This is a genomic window from Sporosalibacterium faouarense (genome assembly GCF_016765695.1).
Classification (GTDB): domain Bacteria; phylum Bacillota; class Clostridia; order Tissierellales; family VENL01; genus Sporosalibacterium; species Sporosalibacterium faouarense.
Window position 1 is genome coordinate 1 of record NZ_JAETGO010000068.1, and the last position, 24,410, is coordinate 24,410.

Consider the following 24,410-nt stretch of genomic DNA (forward strand, 5'->3'; position numbering starts at 1 on the left):
TTGAAATAAATTGTATTACATGTGTTTAATTTATCTCTACGTTGTTTAATTTTCAAAGACCATCTTCAATCTTTTATCGCCGACTTGTTTGCTGTCGACTCTTAATACTATAACAAATTCGATTAAGTTTGTCAAGGATTTTTTTAAAATGTTTTTTACAATTTACTATTCATCCTTTTTCCATCCTTTTTGAATCTGCCAAATACAATGGTAGAAACCATTATATCTTTAATTTAAATAACTTCTATAGTTATCAAAAATCTTGTCGTTTCGTGACGACTCTTAATACTATAGCACAATTATATTGCCCTGTCAAATATTTTTTATACATTCTAAAAATAATTTATCTGAAAATCCGTAGAATATACCAAAGTATTATTCGCTTTCCATTATATATTATTATTTTGCTCTTTTTCAATATGATTTTTAATTTTATTAAAAACATGACAGAAGTCATAGGAGACCCCTATGACTTCAAGTTATATTTTTGTATATTTACATATGATATTATTTGCTATCTATAGGTTTCATCGTTGGGAATAATATTACATCCCTAATAGATGGCGAATCAGTTAAAACCATAATCAACCTATCTATTCCAATGCCTAAACCACCAGTCGGTGGTAACCCTACTTCTAGAGCATTAACAAAGTCAAGATCCATCATATGAGCTTCTTCATCTCCAGCTTCCCTTTGCTTAAGCTGTTCTTCAAATCTCTCTTTTTGATCTACTGGATCATTAAGCTCTGAGAATGCATTAGCAATTTCCCAAGTATTGATAAAAGCTTCAAATCTTTTAGTTCTTCTTGGATCATCTGGATCACGCTTAGCTAATGGTGATACTTCCACTGGATGATGTGTAATAAATGTAGGTTGAACTAGATGTTCTTCAACATATTCTTCAAATAAAGCGTTTATAACATGACCTCTCTTCATACCTTGCTTAACTTCGATATGTTTCTCCTTAGCAACTTTTAACGCCTCTTCATCTGTTTCTATTTCATTAAAATCAATTCCTACATATTCTTTTACCGCATCTTCCATGCTTAATCTTTTCCAAGGTGGAGTTAAGTCTATTTCTTGACCTTGATAACTAACCTTAGTTGTACCTAATGCTTTTTCAGCTGCATAGGCAACAACATTTTCAGTAATTTCCATCATATCATTGAAATCAGCATATGCTTGATATAATTCAATTGCAGTATACTCTGGATTGTGTTTAATTGACATACCTTCATTTCTAAACATTCTTCCCATTTCATATACTCTGTCAAATCCACCTACAATTAACCTCTTTAAATATAACTCATTTGCAATTCTTAAATACATATCTATATCTAAAGTATTATGATGAGTAATAAATGGTCTAGCAGATGCCCCTCCAGCTATGGTGTTTAATATTGGAGTATCCACCTCAATAAAATCTCTTTGATCTAAAAACTCTTTTATGGCTTTAATAATTTTAGATCTCTTTATAAAAGTATCTTTTACATCTGGATTTACTATTAAATCAACATATCTCTGTCTATATCTTAAATCTGGATCTTTTAATCCATGCCATTTCTCTGGTAGTATCTGTAGAGATTTGCTAAGTAATGTTACTTCTTTGGCTCTTATAGAAATTTCTCCTCTTTTAGTTTTAAAAACTTCACCCTTAACACCAATGATATCTCCTAAGTCATAAGTTTTTAAATCCTCATAGACTTCCTCACCTAGTAGATTAACCTTGGCAAACATTTGGATTCTACCTTCATTATCTTGTATATCATAGAATCCAACTTTTCCTTGTCCTCTTTTGGACATAATTCTTCCAGCTATACTTACTTCCTTGCCTTCCATTTCTTCAAAATTATCTTCAATATATTGACTCTTATGGGTTACATCGTACTTCTCAATTTTAAATGGATCTTTTCCCTGCTCTCTTAATTTCTGTAATTTCTCTCTTCTCTGTATGAGCATTTCATTAAGATTATTCTCCTCACTCATCTTTTGATACCTCCTATTAACTATCTACTTATATTTAGCACCTCGTATTCAATAACTCCATCAGGCACTTGAACTTCTACTACTTCTCCAATTTTTTTGCCTAACAAAGCTCTACCTACAGGTGATTCATTAGAAATCTTAGCCTCATAAGGATCAGCTTCTGCTGAACCAACTATTGTATACTCAATTTCTTCATCAAATTCTTTATCCTTTACTTTAACTTTTGAACCAACACTAACTATATCTGATGGGATGTCTTCATCATCAATAATTCTAGCGTTTCTAAGCATCTTTTCTAATTTTGCTATTCTTTCTTCTAATTGGGCCTGCTCATTCTTAGCCTCATCATATTCTGAATTCTCACTTATATCACCAAAGGCTAAGGCTTCCTTAATCCTTTGGGCAACTTCTTTTCTTTTAACTGTTTTCAGTTCATCAAGTTCATCCTCAATTTTCTTTAGTCCTTCTGCCGTAAGTAAATACTCTTTCTCAGTCACTTAACCTCTCTCCTTTTCATTCATTTTGAAAATATTTAGAATTATACCAATAGCTAAAATATTGTCTCCCTATATTTATGTCCCATCTAAAGATGTGTTTATAAGCTTTTTACTTTAAATAATAAGCACCATAATTACCTACGGTGCTTATCCGTCATTATATGTTACCTATTTTAATTTAGTAAACTTTTATTGTCAAGAGTTTATCTTCGTAAAATACTAATATTTTACATAAAAATTTGCAGCCTTTTTTTTACTAGAAAGAAATAAGTCACAAGCTTGTTCTACTGTATATACTTTATCCCCAACCCTAATCTTTTTTAAATCTTCTATATATATTTCTTTTCCCAATCCTAAGTAAAAATTTGAAGATAATTCTTCTTTCAATTGAAATTCACTATTGCTACAATTAATTTGCTTTGAGTTTCTTAATATGAAATCACTAATAACTAGTACATCTCTTCTCTTCTGTCTAATCCTATAACTTAAATCTTTGTTTGTACTTATATCGAATACTATAGTTTTTTTCATAATATCAGATACTCTAATATTAGGGTTTTCATCAAAATTAATAATGAAGTCATATCCACCTAAGCTATTATTCATACTAGTTATCATATGTATAGACAATCCAGTTTCAATTAAAGCCTCATTATGTATTTGATTCATATATTCTTCGTTATTTCCTATTAAGCTTATATACTTACTTTCTTTTGCTAAGTCTAATATGATTTTTCTAGTAGCTTCATTATCTTTTCCAATTATTAGCACTTCTTTTTCATTTGTATTAATATTAGCTTCTTTAGACACTTTTGAAATAGCTTCATATAATAGTTTTAATAACACTTCTCTACCATTAGGAATCGAGAGATTATATTCTCCTTCTATTTCTTTAATCATATCCTTTTCTAATATATAATACTCATCAAAAAGAATTCTATTTATATTATTTTCTTCAATAGTTTTTATACCTGAGATAATTCTATTTATAGAATCTCCATCGATTTTCTTTTTATCCATTAGTGAAATCCCTAAACCATAGCCACAAGGTTCCTTTTGATCCTTTAAATAATATTCACACACAACTTTAGGACTTATTTTCCCCTCAAACTTAAACAATAGCTTATTAGGTAAAAATCTAAACTTTGTTGTTGCAATATACTTATTATATTGTATAGGATTTAAAATATAAAGGAATTCACCCAGACATTCTTCCCCTCCTTTCATAGATTACACCTAAATGTATTATGTATTATATGATTATCATTAAATTTGTATGACTATCATTAGAAATTTTCTCTTCTATCTAACATTATTGAATATAATTAAACACTACGATTAATTAGGTTCAATCTTTTCTAAGTATTGATTAAGTACATCCACCAGTTCAGACTTCTCTGATATTGAATTAATATTATTTCTCATTTCTGCTGAATATTTCATACCTTTAATATACCAAGCAATATGCTTTCTCATCTCCTTAACTGCTACAAACTCTTTCTTTATAGAAGTAATCATATCTAGATGTTTTAAAGCCATTTCTATTCGCTCTTTATTACTTGGTTCTGGTAAGCTCTTATTATCTTTAATTAACCCTACTGTTCTTTTAAATATCCAGGGGTTTCCTCTACATCCCCTACCAATCATAATTCCATCGCAGCCAGTATATTCTATCATTTTCTTACCATCTTCAGGTGTAAATATATCTCCGTTACCTATCACAGGTATTGACACTTGTTCCTTAACATTCTTAATGATATTCCAATCTGCTGTTCCACTATAAAATTCTTCTCGAGTCCTACCATGGATTGCTACGGCAGCTCCTCCTGATTGCTCCCCTATCTTAGCAATTTCTATGGCATTTATACTATTGTCATCCCATCCTTTTCTTATCTTAAAAGTTACTGGCTTATTAGATACCTTAACCATAGCTTTAATTATCTTGCCAACCAAATTTGGATTTTTCATTAATGCACTTCCGTCACCATTTTTGACTATCTTAGGAGTAGGACAACCCATATTTATATCAATAATATCTATATCTTCTCGATTATTTAGATGCTCATATACCACCTTAGACATTATATCTGGATCAGAACCAAAAACTTGTAAAGAAATTGGTCTTTCTCCTTCTGATACCCGCATTAGTCGTTCTGTTTTTTCATCATTATAATATAATCCCTTACTACTTACCATTTCAGTATAAACTAGCCCAGCGCCCATTTCCTTGCATATTATTCTATAGGACATGTCAGATATTCCTGCCATAGGGGCTAAAAAGACATTGTTATCTAAAGTAATATTTCCTATTTTCATTCCTCACTTCCTCTCTTTAGTTCTTATCAGTTAAGAAATTTCGCAATTAATTTTTAAGCTGCATTGTATAGAATTCTGATTCATAACTTCCTAGAAAAATTAAAGTTTGAGCTATCCTATTAGAACAGTTAATCTTGATTAGCACTATATATTATTATTTATCTCCTATTTTATATTCGCATTTACGCTAATCGAAAAAACAAGTAGCAACTAAGGCTACTTGTTTCTTTCGTATATTAACCTTAGTCCTTCTAAGGTGAGTAGTTTATCAACTTTTGTTATTGTCTCGGTCTCACTAGCTATAAGGGTAGCTAATCCACCTGTAGCAACAACCTCTTTAACTTCCCCTTCAATTTCTCCCTTCATTCTACTTACTATAGAATCGACTGAACCTGCATATCCATATACTAGTCCAGACTGTATACTAGCTACTGTATTCTTGCCGATTACACTCTTAGGAGTAGTTAACTCAACCTTAGGTAATTTAGCTGTCCTTTGAGACAAAGCATCACTAGATATTTTAATACCTGGTGTTATGACTCCCCCTTGGTAGTTTCCATTTTTAGTTATTGCGCAAAATGTCGTGGCAGTACCGAAGTCCACTACTATTATAGGACCACCATATTTTTCATAAGCTGAAATAGCATTTACAATTCTATCAGCACCTAATTCTTTAGGATTATTTATCATAATATTCATTCCAGTTTTTATACCAGGCCCAACTATTAAAGGCTCCTTATCACAGTACTTAATAGTCATAGCTTGCAATGAATACATAAGTGATGGTACAACGGAAGATATAACTACTGCTTCTACGTCCAAAAGGTCTAATCCACTGTATCTAAATAATTCATTTATTAAAACTCCATATTCATCAGAGGTTTTATTCTTATCTGTGGAAACTCGCCAAAACTTTATGAGTTCTTTACCTTTATAAACACCCAAAACTATATTTGTATTCCCTACATCAAATACTAAAATCAAACAGTTCACCTTCTTATCATATATTAAAGTAATTAACCTTCTTAAACCTTTTTCTTTATAGCCATAACTACACTAGTTACTATAAGCATCGCCACAATCGTTTCTGGAATACCATTAGCTATCCCTACTCCAATTATTGCTTTTCCTACCTTTGTAATATCTCCACCTATTTTTTCTACAAACCATCTACCATATAATATATAAACCATACCTAGAACACCGACTGTATTTGTTAGTGTTCCTAAAGCTGCAGATATTACAACCTCTAAGGCTTGATTTTTAAGTTTCTTATAGGATAGTATCCCAATAAGTATTGCTAATATTATTAACCCTAAAGTCAAGAAAAGTGACCATATTCCTAAATCACCTTGGGTATACTTATTTATTTGGGACATTAAAGTTCTAGTTAAGAAATATAGTGTTCCACCCCAAATAAGCACTAATGTAACCTTAGAAGTCTTTCTACCAAGTCTTTTAAAAAGAGCGTAGGAATAAAATGCACTTATTCCAATTAAGACTCTTGGCAATATAGATACTAGTGGATTATAGAATACTGGTGATATTACTGTAGGTGCCGTAAAGGCCCTAATCAAACTAAATATCCCAAATATCAATCCAACCATAGCTCCAACTATAGGACCTTCAATTATTGCTCCTATAATCACTGGAATATGCATTATAGTTGCGTTAGTGGGTCCTACTGGTATGAACCCCAAGGGAGTTAATCCCAATAACATTGATATACCCCCAAGTACACCTATAATTGCCATTTTCCTAGTTGAAAGAGCTCTCTCTTTCTTTCCATTATTCATTTTCCATCCCTCCGTTCTAATCCCTTATTAGGGTATCAGACGATTTTTTTATCTATTATTAAAATAGTCTAGCTCAAAAATGATACTAGCTTATTCTTTACTAATTTTAACAGTTATACTTTTCTAGTGCAATACCTATTACAATTTTTTTAAGTCTTTCCATGATGGTATTGCCCCATAACCATCTGCTGATTTAGCTCCATTTGATATAGCCATAGATACAGCCTCTGATGCCAAAGTCCCTACTAAGTTTATGTCTATTTCCACTTCTCCCGTTGAAATGGCAAATATAGTATCTCCATCTAGCATAGTATGTATAGGATTGATAGATCTAGCTAGTCCATTTTGCCCTAGTTGAGCCACTTTATTTGCTTCAGCTTTAGTAAGCTTAGCATTAGTGGCTACCACGCCTATAGTAGTATTTTGACCACTAAAATTAAGCTTATCTTTATTTTTCATTATTTCATAAGTATTTATAAACTGATTATCTTTTTTATTTATCGCTCCTATAAGCTGCTCATTGGATTTATAGTCAAATACATCGCCAAAGCAATTTACAACTACTAAAGCACCTACCCATAAATCTCCTATATTTAAGCTTGCAGTTCCAAGACCCGATTTCATTACACTTTTCTCTCCTAATATCTTACCTACTGTAGCCCCTAATCCACAACCTATATTCCCCTGTCTAGTTTCTTCGCTGGTAGCGTTTCTACAAGCTTCATATCCCATTTTATAATCTGGTCTTACTCGATAGTCCCCAATGGTAAGATCAAAAATTACTGCACTAGTTACTATTGGAACCTTAGTTACTCCAACATCAAATCCTATATCATTTTCTTCTAGGAAAGCCATAGCTCCCGATGCTGCGTCTAATCCAAATGCGCTTCCTCCTGCAAGGACAACTGCATGAATTTTATCAATCATATTTTCTGGTCTCAATAAATCTGTTTCCCGAGTGCCTGGAGCTCCACCTCTAACATCAACACCTGCAGTGGCACCTTTATCACAAATGATTGCTGTACACCCTGTCATAGCATCATTATTCTGTGCGTGGCCTACTTTTATTCCCTGTACATCTGTTATACTTCCTTTATACATATCCATTTATCCCCCTAACAGATATCTCTCCAGAAATTACTTTCTCTACTTCTCCATTTTCCTTTTCAATAATTAACTCACCATTCTCAGTTATATCTATTGCTTTACCTAGTTCTTCTTTATGTCTTGATATTATTCTTACTTGCTTCCCTAGAAGAATTGATGAATCTTTGCATATTTTTATTGACCTTTTTATACTATTCTCATCTATAAGCTCTTTATATAAATCCTCAAATCTATTAAGTATAGATGCAACTAGATGCTTTCTGTCTATTTCTTCTCTATGGTATTCCTTTAAGGATGTAGCTATCTTTCTAATATCATCAGGAAATTCTGTGGAATCTATGTTTGCATTTATACCTATACCCATAACTATATAATTTATAGTATTTAATTCTCCACTCATTTCAGTTAATATACCACATACCTTCTTATTATTAAGAATAATGTCATTTGGCCATTTCACATAAGCTTCTATTCCCATGTCTCTAATTGCCTCACATACTGCTGCTGCTCCTATTTGTGTTATTTTCGCAGCGTCAGTTGGATCTATGTCTGGCTTTAAGATTAATGACATCCAAATGCCCTTTCCTTTAGGAGATGTCCAATTCCTACCTAATCTTCCCTTCCCTGCAGTTTGCTCCTCTGCAATAATTACAGTACCCGCTTTTTCTTGTCGAGAAGCTAATTCCTTAGCATATGTATTCGTTGAATCTATTGAATCAAAATGTATTATCTTATTCCCAATTATATTAGTATTCAATAGTCTATTTAGTTCTCCTTGTGTCAATATATCTGGTGATACTTTAAGTCTATATCCCTTTCTGGAAACTGATTCTATATCATAACCTTCATCTCTAAGATGATTGATTACCTTCCAAACAGCAGTACGACTCACCCCTAGTATTTCACTCAACTTTTGCCCAGAAATAAAGCCTTTTTTATTTTCTTTAAGCATGTTAAGCACTTTTTCTTTCATAAAATTCCTCCTAACTATACGCTAGTGTATAGGGATTTTAAATTTTTATCTTTTCTATATCAAAGCTTATCACCATAGTTCAAACATTTCAAGATTATATATTAAAATGTTCCATTATTCCTTTATTTTGTAATGAACTTAATTATTACATACTTTACAAATTTAGTTTTTTATTATACCATATAGGGGTATATAGTATATGTGAGTTTGCGTATATTATATATAAAGAATTAATAATAAATTTGAGGAGTGGTATTATGTCAAAAGCGTTGTTTTTAATAAAATCAAAACTTCCTTTTTTTATCCTAGGTATGATGCTTTTCGGTATTTCTTTAGGTAGTTTTAATGATCTTTCTTTTCTAAAGATTTTAGTTACTCCTACTTTATTTCTGATGATTTACCCGATGATGATTAATCTTAAAATAACTGATTTATTCAAAGGACTAGCTAAGCCAAAAACTATCATACTAAGTATAACTATTAATTTTATAGCATCTCCATTATTAGCTTTCCTTCTAGGAAAATTATTTTTTTCAAACTACCCTATGTTAATGGTTGGATTAATGCTAATATCAGTAATTCCAACCAGTGGAATGACTGCTAGTTGGACTGGATTAGCTAAAGGCGATATGAAATCAGCTATATTAATAATGTCTGCTAATCTTTTACTATCTATTATTTTAATACCTTTTTATATGAATATTTTTCTAGGAAAAGTAATCAGTATAAATACCATGGCAATAATTCTTAATCTATTAAAGGTAGTAGTTATTCCACTGATACTTGGGGATATAACTAGAAGAATCATTTTATCAAAGATAGGAAATGATGGTTTCAAAGCAATTAAACCAAATCTATCAGCCATTAGTTCTATAGGTGTTTTGCTGATTGTTTTTATAGCAATGGCCTTAAAGAGTAAGACAATAATAAATCAAGGTGGTCTTGTTCTTTATTCAATTATTCCTTTGACTATATATTATGGAGGCTTGCTAATACTAAGCATCTTTATAGGCAGAAAATCATTGAATAGAGAGAATAAGATAGCTTTAGTATACGGTACAACTATGAGAAATCTTACAATCGCCTTAGCACTTAGTCTCTCAGGCTTTGGCCAAAGCTTAGCAGTCTTTATAATAGCACTAGGATATATTATACAAGTCCCTCTTGCAGCCTTTTATATGCAAGTATTGAATAATCAAAATTATAACTATAACTATTCTTATCATTAATTTTTTCACCTAAAAGGGGTAGATGGATTTCCATCTACCCCCTTGTCTAACATCTCTTATTTTAAAATATTTATCTTAATAATTTTTGTTAATTAAGGAAATTGTATATTTATAAATCAAATACAATCTTCCAATAGATTTTACTATACATTTCTTTTCTTAACTAATTTCACAATTAATAGTTAATTATGAAAAGAATAATAATAGTATCCCTGCAGCAACGGCTGATCCTATAACTCCTGCAACATTAGGTCCCATAGCATGCATTAATAAGAAGTTAGAAGGATTAGCTTTTTGTCCTTCTTTCTGTACCACTCTAGCTGCCATCGGTACCGCTGAAACTCCAGCTGCTCCAATAAGTGGATTAACCTTACCACCTGTAGCCTTATGCATAATCTTACCAAATAAAACTCCTGTTGCAGTACCTACTGAGAAGGCAAGCAATCCAAGTACTATTATGGCTATTGTTTGTCCTTGCAAGAACACCTCAGCCTTTGCTGTAGCTCCAACAGTAATTCCTAAGAATATTGTTACTATATTTGTTAATTCATTTTGAATTGTATTTGAAAGTCTTTCAACAACTCCACATTCCCTAACTAGATTACCAAACATAAGCATACCTACTAATGGTGCTGCTGAAGGCAATAGTAATATACAGAATGTAGCAACAACTATTGGGAAAATTATTTTTTCTGTTTTAGATACAGGTCTAAGCTGTTCCATCTTAACTTTTCTCTCTTCTTCAGTTGTAAAGAATCTCATTATCGGTGGCTGAATTATCGGAACTAGTGCCATATAAGAATATGCTGCCACGGCAATAGGTCCAAGTAAATGGTCTGCTAACTGAGAAGTTAAATATAATGCCGTTGGTCCATCTGCTCCACCAATTATTGCTATCGAAGCTGCTTCTTGTCCAGTAAATCCAATGCCAGGTATTCCCATTTTACTTATTAGTACTGCTCCAATAAAAGTAAAGAAAATTCCAAACTGTGCTGCTGCACCTAATAATACACTTTTAGGATTCGCAATCAATGGTCCAAAGTCTGTCATTGCACCTACTCCTAAGAAAATTATTGGAGGATATATACCAAGCTTAGTTCCCATATATAGATAGTGTAGCAATCCGTCATTATCCATTAATCCTGCCATAGGTAAATTAGTCAATAACATACCAAATGCAATAGGCACTAATAATAATGGTTCAAATTGTTTCTTTATAGCTAAATAAAGTAGTATAAATGAAACCAAAATCATAATTAAAGGACTTTGGAGGATTTCTATAGGGTTGTCTACTTTAAAGAATGAATCTAATAGGGCTTTAAAGCCTGTACTGTCCCAAAACTTATGAAGTATATCAAATAACATTTAAGTTTACCTCTCTTTCCAGGTTTGTTTTAACTATCCTAAGGATACTAGTGTATCTCCTGCGTTAACTGAAGCCCCATTTGTAACGTTTATAGCTGCTACCTTTCCAGCTCTCGGCGCTACTATTTCATTTTCCATTTTCATAGCTTCTAATATTACTAAAACTTGTCCTTCTGTAACTGAATCCCCTTCACTTACTTTGATATCTAAAATCGTTCCAGGCATTGGAGCTTCCACAGTTTCCGCTCCTTGTGGTACAGCCTTTGGAGCTTCTGCCTTTTTAGGCTCTGGCTTTGATGCCGCCTTAGGTGCTGGTGTAGCAGGCTTAGATGCTGGTTTTGCCACTGGTGTAGATTGCGTTGTAACTTGTGCTGGGGCACTTACTCCAGAACCTCCTAAGTCCTCAACTTCAACTTCATAAGCTTTTCCGTTTACAGTAATCTTATATTTTTTCATCATTATGCCTCCCTTATAAAAATATGATTAGTTCATCTGTTCAAGTCTTCCTGCTTTTGACCATACAGATGTCTCTTGACCTACACGTCTTATTTTATTAATTTTTATATCAGAAACAGGTCTTGATAAACTAGCAGCTAAAGCTGCGGCAATAACCGCAACCAACTCTTCTTCATCAGAATCAGTATTTTCAGTAACTCTATCCTGTTCCATTGTTTTTTTATCATTTTTAATAACAACATTTGTTTTACTAGTTTTAGTTTGCCTCTTACCTTTATAAAATAAAGATCTGAAACCCTGAAGTATTAAGTCAATAATCAATAGGGCGGCAAATACTATCCCCATACTAAAAACAGTTATGAGTAATGCTTCTGGTATAGAAATATCTGTCAAATTATTAAACAACTATATCACCTCTTTTATTATCAACATGATTTTAAAGTGGCATATTACCATGTTTCTTGGATGGTCTACTCTCTCTCTTAGTTGCTAACATATCAAATGAGCTTATTAATCTCTGTCTTGTAGCCATAGGTTCAATTACATCATCAACATATCCCCTTGACGCAGCCACATATGGATTAGCAATTCTATCTCTATATTCTGCTATCTTTTCAGCTCTTGTTTCCAATGCATCATCTGAATTTTCAATATCTCTCTTGAAGATTATGTTAGCAGCACCCTCTGGTCCCATTACAGCAATCTCAGCTGTAGGCCATGCCAATACAACATCTGCTTTAAGGTGTCTACTACACATTGCAATATATGCTCCACCATAAGCTTTTCTTAAAATTACAGTAACTTTAGGCACTGTAGCCTCTGAATAAGCATATAGCATCTTAGCACCATGTCTAATAATTCCACCATATTCTTGGCTAACACCTGGTAGGAACCCTGGTACATCAACTAATGAAAGTAATGGAATATTAAATGCATTACAGGTTCTGATAAATCTCGCTGCTTTATCTGATGCACTTATGTCTAAGCATCCTGCTAATACTTTTGGCTGATTTGCAATTACACCAACTGATTGTCCATTTAATCTTATATATCCTGTTATAATATTTTGTGCAAAGTATGGTTGTACCTCGAAGAAATCTCCATCGTCTGCTATTTCAGCTATAACATCCTTCATATCATATGGTTTATTAGCATTTTCAGGTATTATTTCATTTAGTCTTTCACTTAACCTATTCATATCATCTTGAGGTTCAAAAATAGGTGCATCTTCCATATTATTTGAAGGTAAAAAACTAATTAGCTTTTTAATGTCATTAATACATTCTTCTTCACTATTAGTCATAAAGTGTGCAACACCACTTACTTTATTATGAGTCATTGCTCCACCTAATTCTTCTTTAGAAACATCTTCACCAGTTACAGTTTTGATAACTGCAGGACCTGTTATGAACATATTGCTAGTCTTATCTACCATGAATATAAAGTCTGTTAATGCTGGTGAATAAACTGCTCCACCGGCACAAGGACCCATAATTACTGATATTTGTGGAACTACTCCAGAGGCTATAGTATTGTTATAGAATATATTCCCATATCCTGATAACGCGTCTACTCCTTCTTGTATTCTAGCTCCACCAGAATCATTTATACCTATTATAGGGGCACCAACCTTCATAGCCATCTCTTGTACTTTACAAATCTTAGCTGCATGCATTTCTCCAAGAGATCCACCTATTACTGTGAAGTCTTGAGCGAACACATATACTAATCTTCCGTCTACAGTACCGTATCCAGTAACTACACCTTCACCTGGAGCCTTTTTCTTCTCCATTCCAAAATTTGTACATCTGTGCTCAACAAAAGCATCAACTTCTATAAAGCTACCTTCATCTAATAATTGATGTATTCTTTCTCTTGCAGTTAACTTGCCTTTAGCATGTTGCTTTTCTATTCTCTTTTCACCACCGCCCATTCTTATTGATTCTTTGGTGGCACGTAATTGTTCTATCTTTTCTGTTGCCATAATTCCCCTCCTTTACTTTAAGAACGCTTAAGGAAAGCGCTTTTCTTCAGTTAATGACTTGATTTTATATTATCTTTCACAAAGCTCTATTAAAACACCATGTGTGCTTTTAGGATGAGCAAAAGCTATCTTAGCTCCACCTGCACCATATCTAGGCTTTTCATCTATCATTCTTATTCCCTTTTCTTTCATTTCCTCAATAGCCTTTTCGATATTTTCAACTCTATAAGCAATATGTTGAACTCCTTGACCCTTTTTCTCTACATATTTTGCTATAGGTCCTTCTTTATCAGTTGATTCTAGTAATTCAACTTCTGTATCTCCTATTGGTAAGAATGCAACCTTAACCTTTTGCTCTTCTACAATCTCAGTCCCTTGAAGGTCCATTCCAAGTATTTCTTGGTAAAACTTTAGAGTTTCCTCTAAATCTTTAACTGCGATTCCTATATGATCAACTTTTTTTACCATTCTTATTATACCTCCTATACATGAGAATATATTCAAAGACTCAATCTATCTTAAAAGCTTAAGTTTATATCACCTAAGCTTTAAATAAGAAATTGTTAAAATTTATAGATCTATTGCTCTTAAAATTTCATCTTTAGCTGTGTAGGGGTCCATATTACGAAGAGCAACCTTTTGAGAAATATCATCTAATACTCCTACTGATTCATTCTTTCTAAGAATTAAGCTTAATATTTCTTCTTCGATTAAATTAATAATCTCCGCTCTTGCATTGCTTTCCCTACGTTTATTTAATCTATCATTCTCCTTAAGATATTCCATATGTCCTTTTATCTCATTTAAAAGTTCCTTTATTCCTTCATTCTTAAGGGCTGTTACTTGCATCACTGGTGGAATTCTATCCATATTATGATTCATTTCTAACATTGTTTTTATTTCTCTAGCAGTCTTTGATGCTCCGAATAAATCACTTTTATTTACAGCAAAAACATCTCCAATTTCCATAGTGCCAGCCTTAATAGCTTGGATGTCATCACCTAATCCAGGAACCATAATCATTAAAACAGTATCCGCTGTCCTAACTATATCCACTTCAGATTGCCCAACTCCTACAGTCTCAATAAAGATATAATCACATCCATAAATGTCAAGTATCTTTACAGCTCCCTGTGTGGCTTTTGATAATCCACCTAAGTGTCCTCTTGTTCCCATACTTCTAATAAATACCCCTGGATCTAAAGATAAGTCATTCATTCTTATTCTATCCCCTAGAATTGAGCCACCAGTAAAGGGACTCGTAGGGTCTACTGCTATAATCCCTACTTTCTTTCCCTCATCTCTTAATGACTTAACTAGTTTATCTGTTAAAGTACTTTTCCCGCCACCAGGCGGTCCAGTGATACCAATTACATGGGCATTACCTGTATGTTTATATAGTTTTTTAATCAATGAAATTGCTTCTTTGTTGTTATTCTCCACCATGGAGATAAGTCTTGCACAAGCTCGTTTATCTCCATCTAGTAGTCTTTTTTCTAATTCCAAAACAAGCACCACCTAAGTGTCCTTTGTTAGTCTCTCTTAAGATTATTCTTAATAAAGTCAACAATTGTTTGAGTAGCTGACCCTGGTGTAAATATCTCTTCCACACCTGCTTCTTTCAATCCTGGAATATCATCTTCTGGTATAACTCCTCCACCTAAAATTAATACGTCATCTGCTCCCTGATCCTTCATAAGGTTTACAACCTTAGGAAATAAGTGATTATGGGCTCCAGAAAGTATACTCATTGCAATAACATCTGCATCCTCTTGAATTGCTGCAGCAACTATTTGTTCTGGAGTCTGTCTCAATCCAGTATAAATAACCTCCATACCTGCATCTCTTAATGCTCTAGCTATTACTTTAGCACCTCTATCATGTCCATCTAATCCTGGCTTTGCAACTATAACTCTAATAGGTCTATCCACTTAACTTTCCTCCTTTTGTTTGTATTGTTAAATGGTTCAATGACTTATATTCTAACTGATTGTTGATATTCACCAAACACTTCTCTCATTACTCCACAGATTTCTCCTAGAGTACCATATGCCTTTACAGCTTCAATTATATAAGGCATAACATTTTCTTTACTATTGCAAGCTTTTCTTAAAGCTTCTAGTCTATTATTAACCTCTTCGTTATCTCTCTTAGATTTTAGCTCTTGAAGTTTTTTCTTTTGAAGTTCTTCAACAGCTGGATCTACCTTGAGTAACCCTGTTGGAGGTTCTTCTTCTGATTTGTACTTATTAACACCTACAACTATTCTTTTCTCACTTTCAACTTCTCTTTGATAATCATAAGCTGAGTCCATAATCTCTTGTTGTATATATCCTAAATCTATAGCTTTTGGTGCTCCACCAAGTTCATCAATTTTCTCAATGTATTTCATGGCTTCTTCTTCTATAGCTTTAGTCTTAGCTTCTATATAGTATGAACCTGCTAGTGGGTCAACTGTATTAGTTACTCCACTTTCATGGGCTACAATTTGTTGTGTTCTTAAAGCAATCCTTACAGAGTCTTCTGTAGGTAATGCTAAGGCTTCATCTTTTGAATTAGTGTGTAGGGATTGTGTTCCTCCTAGTACTGCTGCAAGGGTTTGTATAGCAACACGTACTATATTATTATCTGGTTGTTGTGCTGTAAGGGTAGATCCACCAGTTTGTGTATGGAATTTAAGTCTCATTGACTTTTCGCTCTTAGCTTCAAATCTTTCTTTCATTATCTTAGCCCACAATCTTCTAGCAGCTCTAAACTTAGCTACTTCTTCAAGTAAATCATTATGTGCATTAAAAAAGAATGACAATCTAGGAGCAAATGCATCCACATCTAATCCAGCTTCTATTGCAGCATCAACATATGCTATTCCATCGGCAAGTGTAAATCCTACTTCTTGAGCAGCTGTCGAGCCAGCTTCTCTTATGTGATATCCCGAAATACTTATAGTATTCCATTTTGGGACACTTTCAGAACAATACTCGAATATGTCTGTAATTAATCGCATAGACGGTTCTGTTGGGAATATATATGTACCCCTTGCTATATATTCCTTTAATATGTCATTTTGAATAGTTCCTCTTAATTTGTCTGCTGAAACCCCTTGCTTTTCTGCCACTGCAATATACATTGCTAATAAAACAGAAGCAGGAGCATTTATTGTCATTGATGTACTTACTTTATCAAGAGGTATACCATCAAATAAAATTTCCATGTCCGCTAACGAATCAATAGCAACTCCAACCTTACCTACCTCTCCAGCAGAAAGAGAATGATCTGAATCATACCCTATTTGTGTTGGTAAGTCAAATGCAACGGATAATCCTTTAGACCCTTGTTCAATTAAGTACTTATATCTTTTGTTCGATTCTTCTGCAGTAGCAAAACCTGCATACATTCTCATTGTCCACAATCTACCTCTGTACATTGTAGGCTGTGCCCCACGAGTGTACGGATATTGCCCTGGGTAACCTATTTCTTCGTCGTAGTTAATTCCTTGAATGTCTTCTGGAGTGTATAGTCTTTCGATTTTATCTCCTGAACCAGTTTGAAACTCATCCTGTCTTTCTGGAAACTTTTCCAGAGTCTTATTGAGAACTTTATCTTCCCAATCCTTCTTAGACTGTTGTATCTGGTCTAGCCTTTCCTTATCAAACATTTTTTAGCCTCCTTATTTTCAAATAGACCAAATTTTATAGGCACCTACATAAAAACCTTAAGGTATTTACAACCATCTATGTAGTTTGCCTAATGATTCTTAAGCTCGAATTACATCCAAATATAGACTATTATATAATAAGAAAATTTGCAATATTAATTTGACTTTTTTCTACATATTACATTGTTTCCAATATTATGTTAATTAAATAGTCTTTTATCCTTGTTTCCTACTAAGCATTTTAACATATCATTAACTGTACTTCCATTGAATAATGAAAATTTTTTGATTATTAATTTTTATTAATATTTAAACAAAATATATGATTAAAATTGCTAAAATTACATAATCATTATTCAGATATAGTTTTGCAAGATAGAGATCCATTTGCGTCTTATCAAGTCATTTTATCCCTATATTTAATGATAAGTTAATGAAATATTGAAATATTAAAACCAAAGTCTTGCATCTAATTTTTATTCGTTCTTGCTTGGTCCATCTGAGCTCATATTTAATCTTATTTTTAAAAATTTATTATTTTTTCCCACTAGTTATGTTTATAATAACCACTTTCTATTCTAATATTATTTTTTAATATCCTATTACAAAATTCACTTTGACATTACATCACTTAAACAAAATAAGACTACTTGATATGCCAAATTATCTTTTATAAAGAGTAGGATTCTATATCAAGCAGTCTTTAAATTCTATTATTATCATTAACTATTTTTTTCAATTTTATTTAAAAAGTCTTTCACATTAATTATATATCTAGAATGAGTTCCTTCACCTATTTTCTTCTCTTCATCATATGCTACTACATCAAAAAATAACTTTTTACCTTCAACTTTGTTCAGCTTTGCCGTTGCTGTAACCTTCATACCAACTGGTGTTGCAGCCAAATGCTTTATGTCTACATGTATTCCAACTGTAGCATATTCCTCCCCTAATTCCTTATCAACAGCAGTTAAAGCACTATTCTCCATTAAACCTATCATCATTGGTGTAGCATAAACTCTGATATTTCCACTACCGAATTTAGCAGCAGTATCATTTTCAGTTACGATTTTTTCAACAGTTGCTTCCATTCCTTCTCTTAATTTAAAATCCACATAATCACCTCACTTAATTAATAGAGAAAATTTTAGAACGATACTGTAAAATTTCCTTAATGACATATCATCATTATTATAACATAATAATAGAAAAAACAAACCAGCCTTTTAAAAGGCTGGTTATATTAATTGAATTAATTCTATTTTAGTTATCTTCTTGTGAATTATCATCATTATCTTCTTCAAAACTATTGTCTATATCAAAATCTGTATTTATATCATAATCAATAGTTTCATTTTTAAATACCTTCTCAAACTCCTCAGCATTTAATGTTTCTTTAGCTAATAGGGCATCTGCTACTCTGTGAAGTACATCCATATTCTCAGTTAATAATTGTTCAGCTTTATTATATCCTGTACCAACTATTTGTCTCATCTCGTTATCTATTTCAGCAGCAATTTGCTCACTATAGTTTTTACTTCTTCCTAAATCCCTACCAATAAACACTTCATTGTCATCTTCTCCATAAGTCATAGGTCCAAGCTTATCACTCATTCCATAATGAGTTACCATAGCTCTAGCTATTTTAGTAGCTCTCTCTATATCATTAGAAGCTCCAGTACTAATATCTTCTAGTACCAGTTTTTCTGCTACTCTACCACCTAAAAGAACAACAATTTCTTCTTCCATCTGAGTTTTTGACATATAGCTTTTATCTTCTTTAGGAAGATTCATAGTAAATCCACCAGCTCTACCCCTCGGCATAATAGTTACCATATGAACTGGATCTATATTTGGCAATAACCTTGAAACCACAGCATGACCTGCCTCGTGGAAGGCTGTAAGCTTGTTTTCTTTTTCACTTCTTACCCTACTTCTTTTTTCAGGACCAGCTACTACCTTAGTTATTGCTTCTTCAATTAATCTCATTGGTATCTTCTTAAGATCTTCTCTAGCAGATAACAATGCAGCCTCATTTAAAAGATTTTCTAAATCTGCTGGAGTAAATCCAATTGTTCTTCTTGCTACAACAGTTAAGTCAACATCATCGGATAGTGGCTTACCTCTTGTGTGAATCTTAAGGATAGCTTCTCTACCCTTAATATCTGGTACACCTACATGTACCTGTCTATCAAATCTACCTGGTCTTAAAAGTGCAGGGTCTAATATATCAGGACGGTTTGTTGCTGCTATTATAATGATACCTTCATTCTCACCAAATCCATCCATTTCTACTAGCAATTGATTTAGAGTTTGCTCTCTTTCATCATGTCCTCCACCAAGACCAGCGCCTCTTCTTCTCCCTACAGCATCAATCTCATCTATAAACACTATACATGGGGAACTCTTCTTCGCATTTTCAAATAAATCTCTAACTCTAGAAGCACCAACACCAACAAACATTTCAACAAAATCAGAACCACTTATGCTGAAGAATGGTACTCCCGCTTCTCCTGCTACTGCTTTAGATAAATAGGTTTTACCTGTACCAGGAGGTCCAACCATCAATAATCCCTTCGGTATCCTTGCTCCCAATTCAATAAACTTCTTTGGATTCTTTAAGAAGTCTACTACTTCTTCTAGCTCTTCCTTTTCTTCTTCTAATCCCGCAACGTCTTCAAAAGTAATCTTCTTGCTACTATCTTCCTTATGAAGCTTAGCCTTACTTTTCCCAAAGGACATTACTCTGCTTCCTCCACCCTGGGACTGTTGCATAAATACAAACCAGAAAACAACAAATATCAGCACAATAAATATAGTAGGCAACATTTGTAAGAACCATGGAGTAGTTGGTTGTGGCTCCCCACCATATTGAATAAGACCATCATCCACTGGTTGTTTTAAATAATTCTCATAGAAGCTTAACTTCGCATCTTCCGATATAAACGAAGTAAAGGCTTTACCATCTCTAAATTGTCCTCTTACCTCACCATTATCTACAGAAGTCATGCTCTTTATATTATCATTCTTTATTTCCTTAACTAATTCAGTTATATTTAATTCTTTAGGTTGTTCTACATCTCTTCCCATGAATTGAACAACTAGTATTATCACAATGAATATAAGTAAATAAAAACTTATACTCCTAAAAAACCTTCTCAATTATAGTCCTCCTCCCATGACATCTCTCTTTTATCATATCAATATATTCTAACATATAAGTGCAAAAAAAACAATTCATATAGAAATCACTATTTATAGCACTCTTCTTTTACCACAGAAATAAAAGGAGAATTTCTATAATTCTCAGCAAAGTCTATTCCGTAGCCAACTACAAACTCATCAGGAATTTTAAATCCCATATAATCTACCTTCACATCCACTTTTCTTCTTTCAGGCTTGTCGAGAAGCGTACATATTCTTACACTTCTAGGACCCCTTGATTTTAAATTTTCTATTAGATAGCTCAATGTAAGTCCTGTATCAATTATATCCTCTACTATTAATACATCTTTTCCTTCTATACTTTCTTCTAAATCCTTTATCATCTTTACAACTCCTGAGGATTCAGTTGACCTTCCATAGCTAGAAACTGCAATAAAGTCCATAGTCAAAGGAACATCTATGTATTTAATTAAGTCTGACATAAAAACTGCTGCACCTTTTAGTACACCGATAACAACAAGATCCTTGTCTTTATAATCATTAGTTATTCCATTTGCTAGCTCTTTAACCTTGCTTTCTATTTCTTCTGACGTAATAAGTATCTTCTTAATATAATCCTTCAATTGCTTACCTCCTCGGCTTATGTTGTTTGTCCTTTTTAATTTGTGCTAGATTTAATATTCATTTTGTGAAACTTTGATTTCTAAAATTCTCTTGGTGCATTCAGTAACTTTGTATATGTCACTAATTCTATACCCCACAACCCATATAATGTTTTTATTATCAACTACTAAGGGTATTCTATCTCTGTCCTCTCTAGGTATTTTTTCATCAATGTAGAAATCTTTTATTTTTTTGCTTCCCTTCATACCTAGAGGAATAAACCTATCACCAGGGTTTCTATTCCTTACAGACAAGTCACCATTAATTTTATCATAATCGAAATATTTTATAAACCTATCTTTAGAATTAAAATTTAAATCTTCTTTATTTATAACCTTTGCTTCTATTGTCATATCTAATTCTTCAATATTTAATTTGCTTTTTAAATACAAATTCTCATGAAATTCAGTCTTCCCTTTTAACTTATCATTCTTTTCAATTATTAATTGTTTGTAACTAATCCTAATATTTATGTTGTTACCTATATTGATTCTCTTTCCCGTATTCTCACTATTACTTAAATCAAGTATATCGGAAACATGCTTTTCTTCAACTCCCTTGAGATTACCTTTCAATCTCTCAATACCCATTCTTATAACTCGAGAGCGAATGCTTTTATGAAGCCTAATAAACTTATTATTATGTAATTTTATATTATTCCTATTTTCTTTTATCAATATTTCACTGAATTGCTCTTTTGTATATTCTGATAAGAAATCACTTTCTGTTTGCATAACCCTTGCTGTTCTTGTTAGTGTTTCAATTATTCCAAGATTAAAGTTATTCTCAATATACGGTATAAGTTCTAGCCTTATCTTATTACGTCCATAAATAGCTTCTAAATTTGTTTTGTCAATTCTTGGATTAATTTCATTCTCTCTACAATATTTTTCGATTTCAGTTCTACTAATATCTAACAAAGGTCTTATAATGTCATTACTTGCATATTCCATTCCTCTTAGTCCATCTATTCCAGTACCTCTTAAAAATCTCATCAACAAGGTCTCTGCCTGGTCATTTTTGTTATGAGCGACAGCAATTTTTCCTCCACCAATATTATCTAAAGTTTTTCTAAAAAAGCTATATCTTATTTCTCTTCCTGCCTCTTCAGATGATAACTTATTCTTTTTAGCATATTTATTCATATTAATCTTTTGGGAATAAATTGGAATGTTTAACTTATTACATTGGTCTTTTACATAATTCTCATCATTATCTGCATCTTCACCTCTTATCCCATGATTTATATGGGCTGCTAGTAAGTTAAATGGGATAATCTCTCTGATGTCCTTTAAGATATATAGTAAAGCCATGGAGTCTGGTCCTCCAGATAGCCCTAGTAATATATTCTCGCCTTTCTTAATCAAATTATTTTCTACTACAGCATCAATAACTCTCTCTTTCATTTTACCACCTATTCCTAAATATATGATTTTTGTCTTAAAATATTTTCTATATTTATATACATATATCCTTTATTTAAGTCAAACTAACTCCTAATATTAGGGTTAATATAAAAATACTTATGCTAGAAAAGAAAACTATATTAACTAGGTTGAAACTTTTCAACCTGTTATCATTAGCAATAATATCATTGTGCTTAATAGATATAATTGCATCTTTGATATCCTTCTCAAACTTACTTGTATCCCTATATCCTAGATTCAAACCTCTTATTACTATTTTTTTTATATGAATATTAATATCTATCCTATTTAATTCTTTATATACCTCTTGCAATTTATCTGTTAATGGGTTGAATTCTTTTTTTAAGATCATAGAAATAACTAACATAGTTATAGCAAATACGGTTCCATCATTATGATTATAATTTTTTTTCATTCCCCAAGATATCATATTATAAGCAGGTGTATATTCTCTTATACCCCATTCTTTCTCTATCACTCCACCAAAATCTATAAAAACAATTCTATTATCCTTGCTATCAATTAAAATATTTTCTAATTTTATATCAGTATATATATATCCTTTGTTACTTATCTCGTTTATCATCTTTATTATAATCAATGCTATTCCTAATATTTCTTTTATCTTAACTCGTGAGCGCTTCATATACTCTTTTAAGTTTTTTCCTTCTATAAATTCCATTACAAAAAAATATAAAATCTTATTATTGTGGATATAATCGTCTAATTCATAAGCCTTTACTATTCCTTTTAATCCATTAAATCTTTTCAAAGTATTATATTCTCTAGTAATTGAACTTATATCTTCACTAATCTTAATTGCCTTTATGCATCCATTTTCATCTTTTACCTTTAAAATTACTCCAGTTCCACCTTGACCGATTTTTTTAATTACTTTGTACCTATTTTTGTTCCATTTTCCTGTAATATCTTTAATTGACTCTATCACCTTATTTACGCTCTCCTTTAAAAAGACTGTAAAAACTCCTTTAAGCCTTTACAGTCTTTCCCGTTATATGTTATATAATATTACTTTCCAATATACCTTCTTCTGTGTCCCTATTATCCTCGCTAGTTACTGAATCTATTCTATCTTCTTCCCAGTTTCCTTCCATAAGTAATCTTGATGCCCATTCTAATGCGTCTCCTGTTGGTGTAATTCCTCCTGTCTTAATCTTTTGTAGCCCTCTTTCTAAATCTTCTATTTTCTCTGTAAATGGACAAAGTATAGTAGGCTTTATTTTATTACTACCAGGATATCCAATCACCGCAATTTCTGCCCTGCCTTTTCTTGCTTTCAGAACTTTCAATAAATTCAACACACTATTCTTAGCAATATTAATCTTATTCGTCATACTCCCGCTACAGTCTATTGCTACACAACACTTAAGATCAACTTCTTCACCATATTTATCAATTAGCTCTGTAATCTGATTCCTTGTTTGTGGTGGTGTATCCTTTAATTCAGTACCGAGAATTTCTTTTAATTCTTTATTAACTGCATGTTCTATTGTCTTGTATACTGATTTTTGAGTAACCATTTCCATAGTTCTTGAGAAGTTCTCAATGTTTGTTATTTCAGATATCCCTCCTCCTACTTCTGCTATGCTATGTACTTCAGCTAAGGGCTTTTCACTCTTATTATTGTCTATTATGCCAATAGTACTTATTGTAATTCCCTTATTATGGATATCCTTTGCGACGTCTATTGGGTCTGCACCTACATTTGATTCACCATCTGTAGCTAGTATAATTTGTTTTAATTCAATTTCTTTCTCCATATTATCCCTC

General features: G+C 32.4%; 23 protein-coding genes. 1 reads left to right on the forward strand and 22 read right to left on the reverse strand.

Features of this window, described 5'->3' with window-relative positions; genetic code table 11:
- Positions 1–507: 507 nt before the first annotated feature.
- The 8 genes from lysS to JMO20_RS12930 all read right to left on the reverse strand — a co-directional run bounded on the left by lysS (position 508) and on the right by JMO20_RS12930 (position 8,675).
- Positions 508–1,986: a lysine--tRNA ligase gene (gene lysS / locus JMO20_RS12895; protein ID WP_202710096.1), complete on the reverse strand. Its 1,479-nt coding sequence runs from the start codon at positions 1,984–1,986 to the stop codon at positions 508–510.
- A 20-nt stretch (positions 1,987–2,006) separates the two neighbouring features.
- Positions 2,007–2,483: a transcription elongation factor GreA gene (greA, locus tag JMO20_RS12900; RefSeq protein WP_202710097.1), complete on the reverse strand. Its 477-nt coding sequence runs from the start codon at positions 2,481–2,483 to the stop codon at positions 2,007–2,009.
- A 219-nt stretch (positions 2,484–2,702) separates the two neighbouring features.
- Positions 2,703–3,602, reverse strand: a complete 900-nt coding sequence (locus JMO20_RS12905; protein ID WP_207753502.1) for a hypothetical protein — start codon at positions 3,600–3,602, stop codon at positions 2,703–2,705.
- Between the two features lie 219 nt (positions 3,603–3,821).
- Positions 3,822–4,799, reverse strand: coding sequence for a tRNA dihydrouridine synthase DusB (gene dusB, locus JMO20_RS12910; protein WP_202710099.1), 978 nt, complete (start codon positions 4,797–4,799; stop codon positions 3,822–3,824).
- Between the two features lie 216 nt (positions 4,800–5,015).
- Positions 5,016–5,792, reverse strand: coding sequence for a type III pantothenate kinase (locus JMO20_RS12915; protein ID WP_481133360.1), 777 nt, complete (start codon positions 5,790–5,792; stop codon positions 5,016–5,018).
- A 32-nt stretch (positions 5,793–5,824) separates the two neighbouring features.
- Positions 5,825–6,595: an ECF transporter S component gene (locus tag JMO20_RS12920; RefSeq protein WP_202710101.1), complete on the reverse strand. Its 771-nt coding sequence runs from the start codon at positions 6,593–6,595 to the stop codon at positions 5,825–5,827.
- 138 nt (positions 6,596–6,733) lie between these two features.
- Positions 6,734–7,696, reverse strand: a complete 963-nt coding sequence (locus JMO20_RS12925; RefSeq protein ID WP_202710102.1) for a P1 family peptidase — start codon at positions 7,694–7,696, stop codon at positions 6,734–6,736.
- Positions 7,689–8,675, reverse strand: a complete 987-nt coding sequence (locus JMO20_RS12930) for a biotin--[acetyl-CoA-carboxylase] ligase (protein WP_202710103.1) — start codon at positions 8,673–8,675, stop codon at positions 7,689–7,691. Before JMO20_RS12930 ends, JMO20_RS12925 begins: the two co-directional genes overlap by 8 nt.
- A gap of 257 nt (positions 8,676–8,932) precedes the next feature.
- Here JMO20_RS12930 and JMO20_RS12935 point away from each other — a divergent pair, with 257 nt between their 5' ends.
- Positions 8,933–9,904 carry an arsenic resistance protein gene (locus tag JMO20_RS12935; RefSeq protein WP_202710104.1) on the forward strand — a complete coding sequence of 324 codons (972 nt, stop codon included), beginning with the start codon at positions 8,933–8,935 and terminating at the stop codon, positions 9,902–9,904.
- Between the two features lie 186 nt (positions 9,905–10,090).
- Here JMO20_RS12935 and JMO20_RS12940 read toward each other — a convergent pair whose 3' ends face one another.
- The 14 genes from JMO20_RS12940 to JMO20_RS13005 all read right to left on the reverse strand — a co-directional run bounded on the left by JMO20_RS12940 (position 10,091) and on the right by JMO20_RS13005 (position 24,400).
- Positions 10,091–11,158 (reverse strand): sodium ion-translocating decarboxylase subunit beta, encoded by a 1,068-nt coding sequence (locus JMO20_RS12940; RefSeq protein ID WP_279380134.1) that lies wholly within the window; start codon positions 11,156–11,158, stop codon positions 10,091–10,093.
- A 144-nt stretch (positions 11,159–11,302) separates the two neighbouring features.
- Complete coding sequence (locus JMO20_RS12945; protein ID WP_202710106.1) at positions 11,303–11,725, reverse strand: biotin/lipoyl-containing protein; 423 nt, start codon at positions 11,723–11,725, stop codon at positions 11,303–11,305.
- A 27-nt stretch (positions 11,726–11,752) separates the two neighbouring features.
- Complete coding sequence (locus tag JMO20_RS12950; RefSeq protein ID WP_202710107.1) at positions 11,753–12,130, reverse strand: OadG family protein; 378 nt, start codon at positions 12,128–12,130, stop codon at positions 11,753–11,755.
- Between the two features lie 31 nt (positions 12,131–12,161).
- Positions 12,162–13,709, reverse strand: coding sequence for an acyl-CoA carboxylase subunit beta (locus JMO20_RS12955; protein WP_202710108.1), 1,548 nt, complete (start codon positions 13,707–13,709; stop codon positions 12,162–12,164).
- Positions 13,710–13,778: 69 nt separating this feature from the next.
- Complete coding sequence (gene mce, locus JMO20_RS12960) at positions 13,779–14,177, reverse strand: methylmalonyl-CoA epimerase (RefSeq protein ID WP_202710109.1); 399 nt, start codon at positions 14,175–14,177, stop codon at positions 13,779–13,781.
- A gap of 102 nt (positions 14,178–14,279) precedes the next feature.
- The gene (meaB, locus tag JMO20_RS12965; RefSeq protein ID WP_202710110.1) at positions 14,280–15,215 is read right to left on the reverse strand and encodes a methylmalonyl Co-A mutase-associated GTPase MeaB; all 936 of its coding nucleotides are present in this window, start codon (positions 15,213–15,215) and stop codon (positions 14,280–14,282) included.
- 26 nt (positions 15,216–15,241) lie between these two features.
- Positions 15,242–15,640 (reverse strand): cobalamin-dependent protein, encoded by a 399-nt coding sequence (locus tag JMO20_RS12970; protein ID WP_202710111.1) that lies wholly within the window; start codon positions 15,638–15,640, stop codon positions 15,242–15,244.
- Positions 15,641–15,684: 44 nt separating this feature from the next.
- On the reverse strand, positions 15,685–17,364 hold the full coding sequence (locus JMO20_RS12975; RefSeq protein WP_202710112.1) for an acyl-CoA mutase large subunit family protein: 1,680 nt from the start codon (positions 17,362–17,364) through the stop codon (positions 15,685–15,687).
- A 722-nt stretch (positions 17,365–18,086) separates the two neighbouring features.
- Positions 18,087–18,479, reverse strand: coding sequence for a thioesterase, FlK family (locus JMO20_RS12980; RefSeq protein WP_202710113.1), 393 nt, complete (start codon positions 18,477–18,479; stop codon positions 18,087–18,089).
- A gap of 148 nt (positions 18,480–18,627) precedes the next feature.
- A complete protein-coding gene (gene ftsH / locus JMO20_RS12985; protein WP_202710114.1) occupies positions 18,628–20,526 on the reverse strand; it encodes an ATP-dependent zinc metalloprotease FtsH in 1,899 nt (632 codons plus the stop codon).
- 89 nt (positions 20,527–20,615) lie between these two features.
- Positions 20,616–21,152, reverse strand: a complete 537-nt coding sequence (gene hpt / locus JMO20_RS12990; protein WP_202710115.1) for a hypoxanthine phosphoribosyltransferase — start codon at positions 21,150–21,152, stop codon at positions 20,616–20,618.
- 51 nt (positions 21,153–21,203) lie between these two features.
- Positions 21,204–22,598: a tRNA lysidine(34) synthetase TilS gene (tilS, locus tag JMO20_RS12995; protein WP_202710116.1), complete on the reverse strand. Its 1,395-nt coding sequence runs from the start codon at positions 22,596–22,598 to the stop codon at positions 21,204–21,206.
- Positions 22,599–22,671: 73 nt separating this feature from the next.
- Positions 22,672–23,568 (reverse strand): protein kinase domain-containing protein, encoded by an 897-nt coding sequence (locus tag JMO20_RS13000; RefSeq protein WP_202710117.1) that lies wholly within the window; start codon positions 23,566–23,568, stop codon positions 22,672–22,674.
- 70 nt (positions 23,569–23,638) lie between these two features.
- Positions 23,639–24,400 carry a vWA domain-containing protein gene (locus JMO20_RS13005; protein WP_202710118.1) on the reverse strand — a complete coding sequence of 254 codons (762 nt, stop codon included), beginning with the start codon at positions 24,398–24,400 and terminating at the stop codon, positions 23,639–23,641.
- Positions 24,401–24,410 lie beyond the last annotated feature (10 nt).

Coding starts and splice junctions, on each gene's coding strand:
- lysS (WP_202710096.1), bottom strand. CDS start 1,986: ATGAGTGAGGAGAATAATCTTAATGAAATGCTCATACAGAGAAGAGAG.
- dusB (WP_202710099.1), bottom strand. CDS start 4,799: ATGAAAATAGGAAATATTACTTTAGATAACAATGTCTTTTTAGCCCCT.
- JMO20_RS12920 (WP_202710101.1), bottom strand. CDS start 6,595: ATGAATAATGGAAAGAAAGAGAGAGCTCTTTCAACTAGGAAAATGGCA.
- JMO20_RS12925 (WP_202710102.1), bottom strand. CDS start 7,696: ATGTATAAAGGAAGTATAACAGATGTACAGGGAATAAAAGTAGGCCAC.
- JMO20_RS12930 (WP_202710103.1), bottom strand. CDS start 8,675: ATGAAAGAAAAAGTGCTTAACATGCTTAAAGAAAATAAAAAAGGCTTT.
- JMO20_RS12935 (WP_202710104.1), top strand. CDS start 8,933: ATGTCAAAAGCGTTGTTTTTAATAAAATCAAAACTTCCTTTTTTTATC.
- JMO20_RS12940 (WP_279380134.1), bottom strand. CDS start 11,158: ATGATTTTGGTTTCATTTATACTACTTTATTTAGCTATAAAGAAACAA.
- JMO20_RS12945 (WP_202710106.1), bottom strand. CDS start 11,725: ATGAAAAAATATAAGATTACTGTAAACGGAAAAGCTTATGAAGTTGAA.
- JMO20_RS12955 (WP_202710108.1), bottom strand. CDS start 13,709: ATGGCAACAGAAAAGATAGAACAATTACGTGCCACCAAAGAATCAATA.
- mce (WP_202710109.1), bottom strand. CDS start 14,177: ATGGTAAAAAAAGTTGATCATATAGGAATCGCAGTTAAAGATTTAGAG.
- JMO20_RS12975 (WP_202710112.1), bottom strand. CDS start 17,364: ATGTTTGATAAGGAAAGGCTAGACCAGATACAACAGTCTAAGAAGGAT.
- tilS (WP_202710116.1), bottom strand. CDS start 22,598: ATGAAAGAGAGAGTTATTGATGCTGTAGTAGAAAATAATTTGATTAAG.
- JMO20_RS13005 (WP_202710118.1), bottom strand. CDS start 24,400: ATGGAGAAAGAAATTGAATTAAAACAAATTATACTAGCTACAGATGGT.